Source organism: Thermoanaerobacterium thermosulfurigenes, from assembly GCF_051201035.1.
Classification (GTDB): Bacteria; Bacillota; Thermoanaerobacteria; order Thermoanaerobacterales; family Thermoanaerobacteraceae; genus Thermoanaerobacterium; species Thermoanaerobacterium thermosulfurigenes.
Genome location: NZ_JBPODR010000001.1, coordinates 137,921 through 148,242, shown reverse-complemented (window position 1 = coordinate 148,242; position 10,322 = coordinate 137,921). Strand labels below are relative to the sequence as shown.

Sequence of the window (10,322 nt, the reverse complement as noted above, 5' to 3'; positions counted from 1 at the left end):
CAATCTGCAAAAACTTTATTAAACTCAGGGAAATATATATCAAGCCATCTTGCAACCCGGTTTTTTATCTTGTTTAAGTCCTTTGTAAGCATTTCCCTTATGTCTACTGCAATTCTAAGCTCGCTGTATATACCATCAGGTATATTAGGTTCAACATATCTTCCATCTTTAACTAGCATTGCAATTGTCTTAGGGTCTTTCCTGTCATTTTTAGTTGGCGAGTTGTCATCAAATTCTTTACTTCTTTTTACGTGGAATGGATTTACCAATACCACCTTATGGTTCTTATCTCTAAGAAACTGTGCAAAGCAAAGCCAATAATGTCCCGTTGGTTCCATACCAACTATCAAATGCTCTTTGTTGCTTTTATTCATAATTTCTACAGCCCATTTAAAGAATTTTTCCATTCCATCAATGTCATTGCTAAATTCAATACGCTTACCGTATTCTATTCCTCTAAAATCAAAAGCTCTAGCGTGATGTGTCTCTTTAGCAATGTCTACACCTACAATTAATGTCTTTTCTGTTATTTGCAATATCTTTAAATTTTGTGTATACTTCATTTTAGGTACCTCCTGTTTATTTTGATAATTCGAGGTAAGTTCTAGAACTTACACTCTGTATTTTATCAGGAGGTACTTATTTTTTCAAAGTTCATTCTTCCTTATTTTTTATTCATTACAGGAATGCTCCATATCTAAATATTATAAAATATTCAAACGGTGATATAGATGGTGATTTATCAAATATTTCAGCAGTAAAGAAGTTTTTAAATGAGTTGGAAAAAGGTGTTTTAGAGCTTTTCAGGGTTTTAAAAAATAATGGGTATTGTGCGATATTGATAGGCGATACAAGAAAAAGCGGCCATTATGTTCCATTGGCTTTTTATGTGATGCAACTTTTTCTAAAAAATGGCTTTATATTGAAGGAAGATATTATAAAAGTACAACATAATTGCAAATCAACACCATATTGGGAAAGTCAGGTGGAAAAATATAATTTTTATTTAATAATGCATGAGCATTTATTTGTATTTAGGAAGCCTGAAGATGGAGAAGACTTAAGCAGAGTAAAATATAGCATGTGGCAAGGAAGCATATAGCAGTAATGGCATTATAAATTTGTATTACGTCATTTATGATTATGATATAATCAAAATAGGTGATACAGATATGAGCAAAATAGTAAAAAATAATTATACAGAAGAAGATTATGAAAACTGGCCGGAAGATGAAAGAGTTGAATTGATTGATGGACAGATATATGTGATGGCTCCACCATCAAGGGTACATCAAGAAGTTTCAATGCAATTGTCAGTTTTAATATATAATTATATTGCTTCAAATGGTGGAAAATGCAAAGTTTATTCTGCGCCCTTTGACGTCCGGCTAAAAGATAAAAATAATAAGGTAAGCAGAGTACAACCTGATATATCTATTGTATGTGATGAGAAAAAGCTAAATGATAAAGGATGTGATGGCGCTCCGGATATGATAATAGAGATAGCCTCACCATCTTCTTTGTCAAGAGATTATGTTGTAAAAGTGAATTTGTATCAAAACTCTGGTGTAAAAGAATACTGGATTGTGAATCCACATAAAAAAAGCATTATAGTTTTTAGAATGAATCAGAATGATGAATACAGTGAGGTAGAACAATACAACTTTGACGATATTATTAAAGTTGGCATATTTGAAGATCTAAAGATAGATTTTAAAAACATATTGATGTAAAAGTCAATTAGGCGCAATTATTGGAGCATTCCTATTAATAAATGATCATAACCATTGCAATTTTACTATTACAATCATTTAATCTGTACAAAATTTATTTTAATGATATAATGATAGTATAAAAAGTGGACCAGAAAGAAGGAAAAGTATGGCTAATGAGTTAGAATATAAATCCACAATTAAATCAAGACCGTTTCTTTTTAAGGAAACAAAAAAGGCTGCAGAACTTATAAATAAAGGGTTTAAGGAATTCGAGATAAAAAATAAAGTAAAAAACGATAATATATTTCAGGTGAATACAGAAACAAGAAGAAGTGAAATTGCGTCAACTGTGATGCGAAGGTTAAATGTACTCGATGATTTTTTGATTGATAAATTGGCAAATGGAGAAATCGATACTAGTAAACAAATTGTTGTCTATGCAATCATGAAAACAGACCGATTGTTCTTTGAATTTATGCATGAGGTGTTTAGAGAGAAGATACTGCTTCAGGATTTTACATTGCAGGACAAGGATTTTAATATATTTTTTGACAGAAAAAGGGAACAAAGTAAAAGGGTGGCCTCATGGGATGATTATACCTTCTATAAGTTAAAGCAGGTATATATTCGCATCTTGTTTGAGGCTGGTTTTATAAAAAATCAAAAAAATGATAGAGAGATTACCAGGCCAATTGTTGAAGAGGATGTAGCATATCATCTTAAAGAAATTGGAGATACAAAATACCTTAATGCACTGACAGGGGAGATGTAAATGAAAACCATTTATGACAGGCTGGATGAAATAATGCAGCGTATAACGAAAGAGTCTTTCAGGGAAAATACAGGTCTCGGAAATGAAATCGGGTATTACATATTCGATTATGAACCCAAATATGAAATGCTTGTTAGAGATTACGTGCAGTTTCTCAAACAAAAAATCAATGAGGGAAACTACGGCTTTACTATAAAAGAGTTTGACCTGTATGAAATAATGCTGGAACTTCTTGAGACAAAAGGTTATCTTGAGAAGAACTTTAAGATGGAGCAGGATAAGGGAAGTGAGTTTGTATTTAACGCTACGAAAAAGGCATTAAGGCTTACAGAAAAGAACGACCTTATTATCCAGTATATCAGGGATAGGGTCGAAAAGGGCGACGTAGTATTTATCACTGGCGTAGGGAAGGTGTGGCCTATTATCCGGTCTCATACGGTGCTAAATAATCTTCATCAGGTTTTGGATGAAGTTCCAGTAGTTATGTTCTTTCCAGGAGTATATGACGGACTTGAACTGGTGCTGTTTGAAGAAATAAAAGACGACAATTACTATAGAGCCTTCAAACTTGTAGAAAGATATTGATTTTTTAAGGGGGATGTACATATGCGTATAAAAGAAATGTTTTATAAACCAATAGACAGGGATATCAAGGGAGTTATTAAGGTTGGCCAAGACGATGACAGCAATGTATACCAGGAGCTTGAAGAATATGTTGTCACAAGGGAACTGGCAAAGCACTTTAACGATTTTTTTGAAGCATATAAAAAGAGTATTGTAGGTACTACCGACAAAATGGGGGTATGGATTTCTGGATTTTTTGGAAGCGGTAAATCCCACTTTCTCAAAATACTCTCTTATCTCCTTGAAAACAAAGAAGTCAATGGAAAGAAGGCAATTGAATACTTCAAAGACAAAATCCAGGACAGTATGGTTCTGGCCGATATGAAATTGGCAGGAGATACGTCTGCCGATGTGATTCTCTTTAACATCGATTCCAAGAGCGATTCTGACTCTAAAGCCAACAAGGATGCCATTGTCAAAGTGTTCAATAAGGTATTTAACGAAATGCAGGGTTTTTGCGGTTCCATGCCGTGGATAGCAGACTTAGAGCGACAAATGGTAATGGATGGCGTTTATGAGGATTTTAAAAAAACATTCAAAGAAATATCGGGAAGAGAGTGGCAAGATGCAAGGGAAGATTTTTACTATGAGGAAGATGCCATTGTTGAAGCCCTTTCAAAGAGTACCAAAATGAGTATCGAGGCAGCGCGGAACTGGTATGCCAAAGCCGAGGAAAATTATTCTTTAAGTGTTGAGAAGTTTGCCAGAAGGGTAAGGGAGTATATTGAAAGGAAAGGAAAAAACCATCATGTTATTTTCCTGGTAGACGAAATCGGACAATATATCGGAGATAACTCCCAGTTGATGCTCAATCTCCAAACCGTTGTTGAGGATCTGGGAACGGAATGCGGCGGCAAGGCCTGGGTCATTGTGACAAGCCAGCAGGATATTGACTCTGTTACAAAAGTAAAAGGCAATGACTTTTCAAAGATACAGGGTAGGTTTAATACTCGTTTAAGCCTTTCCAGCGCCAATGTTGATGAAGTAATCAGAAAAAGGATACTTCTTAAAAACGATGTGGCTAAGGATACATTAAAACTCCTTTATGAGAATAAAAATGCCATACTTAAAAACCTTATTACCTTTTCAGCAGACACTCCAGAGAAGAAGGTATATAGGGACAGCGAGGATTTTGTAGAATGTTATCCCTTTATTCCATACCAATTTAATCTTTTGCAGCAGGTATTGACTTCTATTAGGATACATGGTGCGTCAGGCAAGCATCTGGCAGAAGGTGAGCGTTCTATGATTAGCTCCTTCCAGGAATCCGCCATCAAGTATATGAACCATGAAGAAGGAGCCCTCATGCCCTTTTCAGCCTTTTATGACACCATTGAAGCCTTCCTTGATTCTAATATAAGGACGGTTATTATCCATGCTCAGGAGAACGGAAATCTGAATGACTTTGATGTAGAACTTTTGAAAGTTCTTTTTATGATTAAATATGTTAAGGAAATACCTGCAAATATAGAAAATCTGGCTACCCTTATGGTAAGCCATATTGACGAAGATAAGATAGACCTTAAAAAGAAAATAGAGGATTCTCTAAAGAGACTGATAAAGGAAACCCTTGTTCAAAAAAACGGGGACCAATATATCTTTCTTACCCATGAGGAACAGGATATCAACAGAGAGATAAAGAATATAAGTGTAGATTTGGGAGAGGTTATACAGAAAGTATCTGAAATCATTTTTGAAGAAATCTATACCGATAAAAAGTATAAATACTCTTCAAGATACAACTTTAGTTTTAACCAAGTTGTAGACGATAGATTCTTCAGAGGCAATCAGGGAAATGATATAGGCCTTAAAATTATTACCCCCTACTATGATACGGGAGTAGAACTTACAGATAATGAACTTAAACTAATGTCTGCAAGGGAAAACAACTTAATTGTTAAACTTCCCAATGATACTACTTTTCTCGACGAAATGGAGGAAGTATTGAAAATTGAAACCTTTCTGCGTAGAAAGGGAGGCACTTCACTTACTCAGAAGATTGAAGAAATCAAGGATAGAAAAAGAAGGGAACTGGTAGAACGTAAGGAGAGGGTAAAATTCCTTCTGACCGAAGCCATCAGGAATGCAGATATGTATGCCAATTCCCAGAGGCTTGAAATTAAGGAAAAGCATCCTGTTGACAGGATAAATGACGGCTTTAAGGTGCTTATCGAAGGGATTTATACGAAACTAGGCTATATTACCTACTTTACCACCACTAAGGACTTGTACGATATATTTGCCGATAATGAACAGATTGCATTAAATGGTGTGGAATCCCCAAATAAACTTGCCCTTGATGAAATGGCAGGCTATATAGAAAGAAATACTACAAGAAGTATACCTGTAACCATGAAAACAATCCTTGGCATATATGGAAAAGCCCCTTATGGATGGCTTGAGGAGGATATCGAATGGCTGGTTGCCAAACTATTTAAGGCACAGGAAGTGAAACTGCAATTAAACAGCCAGTACCTTGATGTTCAGGACAGGGAGATTGTCAAATACCTGACAAAGAGGGATTATGCCGACAGGCTCCATATTGAAAAAAGGATAAAGGTACCTGCACACCAGATTAACAATGCCAGAGAACTGTGCAAGGAACTGTTCAATATTACTGCTGTCCCTTCTGATGAGGACGGACTCATGAAGAGGTTCAAAGACCTGGCAAGGGATGAAATTGCAAAAATAAATGAATTGCTAGTGTACTACAAACAGTCCAAATACCCAGGACATGATATTTTGCAGGAAGGTAAGGAAGCTTTGGAGAAAATTTGTAAAATCCATGATTCAAAAGAGTTTTACGATGAACTTCAAAGAGAGAAGGATGTACTTTTAGACTATGCTGATGATTCAATAGATGTTAAGAAGTTTTTTGACAGCAACCAGAAGGAGTTCTTTGATAAGGCTGTCCACAAGATAAATGTGTACAACAGCAACAAGACCTATGTATTGGACAAGGAAGTCATAGACCTTATTGAACAGATGAAAAAGATTGTAGAAAGCAAGGAGCCGTATTCCGATATCCATAAACTGCCCAGCCTTATAGATAGGTTTGTAGCCAGGTTTACAGAACTTCTGGAAGAGGAATGCAAGCCTGTAAGGCAGGTAATAGAGAGTGATTATAACAAGGTTCTTGAGGAATTGAACAAGTACGAATTCAAATCTGAACTTTTTGACAGGTTCAAAGGTAGATTTGATGATCTTTTAAGCAGGCTGGACCACGCCAATAACTTCTACGAAGCCATAGCAATGAAAGAGGAAAGCGACAGGCTCAAGTTAAGGTGCTTTGATGAAATTGCTGCGGAAATCGCAAAAAGGAAGCCTGTCGAACCTCAAATAACACATGAAGAACCAGGTAAGCCAACAGTTGTAAAAGATCCGCCAAAGCAGTATAAGAAAACAGTAAATATCAGTATTGCCAATATCCTGCATGGAGCAAAAAGCATTGAAAGTGAATCGGACATAGAGGATGTTGTAAATGAAATAAGGTACAGGTTAAGAAGAGAGTTGAAAGACGACGTCATTATTAAACTTGTATAGATGGAGGCAGTGACATGGATAAAACAGCAATAAAAAACTTTGCAGTATGGGCCAGAAAAAAACTTATTGAAGATATAAAGCAGAAGGCTTATGAGATAGGAATAACCGAGAAAGAGATTAAAGAACCTGAAATTACCACATCCGACACAATGATAATTGGAGACAGAACTTTAAACAAGGCGGAAATGGAACAAAGAAAGAGCCTTGTGTCGAGGATAAAAGGAAAGGGATTTAACAATGTGATAGATGAGGTGGCATACACCTGGTTTAACAGAATTTTAGCCTTGCGTTTCATGGAAGTAAATGAGTACCTGCCTACAGGGGTAAGGGTACTGTCGTCGATTGAGACAGGCAAAAAAGAACCTGATATTATTAAGGAAGTTCTTAATACTGACCTTGATTTGGATAGGGAACTGGTATACAGGCTGCGGGATGCCAATGATACGGAAGGTTTATATAGGTATCTCCTTGTTAAGCAGTGTAATGCCTTGAATGAAATCCTTCCAGGACTTTTTGAAGAGATAGAGGATTATACAGAAATCCTGTTGCCTTCAAACCTGCTTGCCGAAGGTTCGGTCATAAGGCAACTGGTAGATAGTATACCCGAGGAGGATTTCAAAGACCAGGTGGAAATCATCGGCTGGATGTATCAGTATTACATATCCGAAAAGAAAGATGAAGTATTCAAATGGCTGAAGAAAAATATTAAGATAACCAAGGAGAATATTCCTGCTGCAACCCAGTTGTTTACCCCTGACTGGATTGTCAAATACATGGTGGAAAATTCCCTGGGAAGGTTGTGGCTTGAAGGCCATCCAAACGAAGAGTTAAAGAGTAAATGGAAGTATTACCTAGAGGAAGCAGAACAGGAGCCGGAAGTTCAAAAACAGTTGGAGGAAATACGGGCTAAAAGCAGGGATATAAGGCCAGAAGATATCAAGGTGCTGGACCCTGCTATGGGCAGCGGGCACATTTTGGTCTATGCCTTTGATGTGCTTTACGAAATCTACAAGAGTGCAGGGTATTCCGAAAGGGATATTCCAAGGCTTATTCTTGAAAACAACCTGTACGGACTGGATATAGACGACAGGGCGGCTCAACTTGCCTATTTTGCAGTCATGATGAAGGCGAGGAGCAAGAGCAGGAGGATATTCAGGGAGAAGATAAACCTTAATATATGTGCTATACAGGAAAGTAACGGTTTTCCCAAAGAGGCTATAGATTACTTTGTGAACCAGGATGAAACAGAGATTGAGAAGCAGAAACTCAGGGAGGATGTGGAGTACCTTATAAATGTATTTAATGATGCTAAGGAGTATGGGTCTATACTTGAGGTAAAGCCTGTTGATTTTGATGCTATTGAGAGAAGGATAGAGGAAATAAGGAATGGAGGAACACAGGATTTAATTGAGTATCAGTATAGGAATATAATCCTTGAGAAGATACCAGCGTTGGTTAAACAGGCAAGGATTATGAGCGAGAAGTATAATGTGGTGTGTACTAATCCACCGTATATGGGTAGTGGCGGTATGGGGACGAAGCTGTTGTGTTTTGTAAAAGAGAATTACCCTGATACAAAGTCTGATTTGAGCACCATATTTATGGAAAAAACATTATCAATGTGTAAGCAGACTGGATATATGGCTATGATAAATATTCCTGTATGGATGTTTTTATCAAGTTATGAAAAACTGCGCGAAAAACTGATATTATTTAAGACTTTTATAAATATGCTGCATTTTGGCAGAGGTGTTTTTGGCTCGGATTTTGGTACTACAGCCTTTGTTATAAAAAATTCTAATACCACTAACTATAATGCTTTATACATGAAACTATTTGAAAAACAAGGTGGTGTCGATAGCCTAGAGCAAAAGGAAAAGTGGTTTTATGACAGAGTGGGTTGCTATTATGTCAATAAAGAAAATTACAAACAAATTCCAGGTATGCCGATAGCATATTGGGTAAGCGAAGCTGTGCGTAAAGTATTTATAAACAATCCATCGTTAGATAAAATTGCTGAACCAAAACAAGGTATTGCTACAGGAGATAATAATAGATTTATAAGAAGATGGTATGAAGTTTCTTTTGATAAGGTTGGATTTAATTTTGCTAATTCAAAAGATGCTGCTGAAAGTAAGAAAAAATGGTTTCCATATAATAAAGGTGGTTCATACAGGAAGTGGTATGGTAATAATGAGTATGTTGTAAATTGGCATGATGATGGACATGAGATAAGAAATTATAGAGATGAAAATGGTAAATTACTTTCGAGACCACAGAATATGGATTATTATTTTAAAGCAGGTATAACATGGACTTGGGTAAGTATAAGCTACTTTGGTGCTAGATATTCGCCACTTGGATTCATTTTTGATGTCGCTGGTTCAACCTTATTTTCAAAATACAATCTAAACAAATTGCTGGGATATATGTGTTCTTATGTAGCAGATTACTTTTTGAAAATAATTAACCCATCGCTGAATTTTAGCAATGGAGTAATTGCAAAGCTCCCTATAATTCAAGATGTGCCAAATTCTGTTGACGAATTTGTAGCACAAAATATATCTATATCCAAAACCGACTGGGACTCATTTGAAACTTCGTGGGACTTCAAAAAGCATTCCCTGCTTACCCATAAAGGCAGCAGCAACACTATAGAAGAAGCCTTCAATAACTGGGCTGAATTTGCTGAAAAGCAGTTTTATAAGCTCAAAGCCAACGAAGAAGAACTAAACCGCATATTCATCGAAATATACGGCTTGCAGGATGAACTTACTCCAGAAGTTGAGGACAAGGATATAACCGTAAGAAAAGCCGACAGGGTAAGGGATATAAAGTCCTTTATCTCCTATGCAGTTGGCTGTATGTTTGGCCGATACTCAATTGATGCAGAAGGCCTTATTTATGCTGGGGGAGATTTTAAGGATAAGTGGAAGTATGAAGACGGGCAGTGGAAAGTAAGAAAGATAGTAAAAGATGAGGAAGGCAAAGTAGTCGAGGATAGGTGGGTGGACTCTACTTTTGCGCCTGATATGGATAATGTTCTGCCAATTACCGATGACGAATACTTTGAGGATGATATTGTAAGCAGGTTTATTGAGTTCCTCAAGGTAACATTTGGTGAAGATACTCTGGAAGAAAACCTGGACTACATTGCCGATACATTAGGAAGAAAGCCCTCTGAGACTGCAAGGCAGGCTATAAGAAGATACTTCCTCAAGGATTTTTACAAGGACCATGTGCAGGTATACCAGAAAAAGCCTATCTACTGGCTCTTTGATTCTGGTAAGCAGGATGGCTTTAAGGCACTCATTTACATGCACCGATATGATGAGTTTACTGTGGCCAGGGTGAGGACTGACTACCTACATAAACTGCAGAAATCCTATGAAGCAGAGATTAAGAGGTTGGATATTATCATTGACTCCAATGTCTCTCAGAAGGAAAAAGCTAACGCACGAAAGAAAAAGGAGAAGATACTCAAGCAAATGGAAGAGTGCTTGCAATATGACCAGGTAATTTCCCATGTTGCAAACCAGAGGATAAAGATAGACCTGGATGACGGGGTAAGTGTAAACTATGCTAAATTCCAGGGGATTGAGATACCTCAGGGCGAAGGCAGGAGGCCATTGAAGGCGGTCTTGCTGGCGAAAATATAGAGAAAAGAG

7 protein-coding genes are annotated in these 10,322 nt (G+C 36.9%); 6 read left to right on the top strand and 1 reads right to left on the bottom strand.

All coding sequences use genetic code 11. The annotated features are described in order from the left end of the window. The coding region (locus HNR52_RS00710) for an IS110 family transposase (protein ID WP_435619415.1) at positions 1-563 on the bottom strand (563 nt) is incomplete at its 3' end. A gap of 59 nt (positions 564-622) precedes the next feature. Between HNR52_RS00710 and HNR52_RS00705 the strand changes: the two genes are divergently transcribed. The 6 genes from HNR52_RS00705 (at position 623) to pglX (ending at position 10,313) form a co-directional block, all read left to right on the top strand. Further along, positions 623-1,102: a DNA methyltransferase gene (locus HNR52_RS00705; protein ID WP_435619421.1), complete on the top strand. Its 480-nt coding sequence runs from the start codon at positions 623-625 to the stop codon at positions 1,100-1,102. 70 nt (positions 1,103-1,172) lie between these two features. After that, positions 1,173-1,733 carry a Uma2 family endonuclease gene (locus HNR52_RS00700; RefSeq protein ID WP_435619414.1) on the top strand — a complete coding sequence of 187 codons (561 nt, stop codon included), beginning with the start codon at positions 1,173-1,175 and terminating at the stop codon, positions 1,731-1,733. Between the two features lie 148 nt (positions 1,734-1,881). Next, positions 1,882-2,487, top strand: coding sequence for a DUF1819 family protein (locus HNR52_RS00695; RefSeq protein WP_435619413.1), 606 nt, complete (start codon positions 1,882-1,884; stop codon positions 2,485-2,487). Further along, on the top strand, positions 2,488-3,072 hold the full coding sequence (locus HNR52_RS00690) for a DUF1788 domain-containing protein (protein ID WP_435619412.1): 585 nt from the start codon (positions 2,488-2,490) through the stop codon (positions 3,070-3,072). A gap of 21 nt (positions 3,073-3,093) precedes the next feature. Further along, the gene (gene brxC, locus HNR52_RS00685; RefSeq protein WP_435619411.1) at positions 3,094-6,654 is read left to right on the top strand and encodes a BREX system P-loop protein BrxC; all 3,561 of its coding nucleotides are present in this window, start codon (positions 3,094-3,096) and stop codon (positions 6,652-6,654) included. A gap of 14 nt (positions 6,655-6,668) precedes the next feature. Next, positions 6,669-10,313, top strand: a complete 3,645-nt coding sequence (gene pglX, locus HNR52_RS00680) for a BREX-1 system adenine-specific DNA-methyltransferase PglX (protein ID WP_435619410.1) — start codon at positions 6,669-6,671, stop codon at positions 10,311-10,313. Positions 10,314-10,322: the final 9 nt, after the last annotated feature.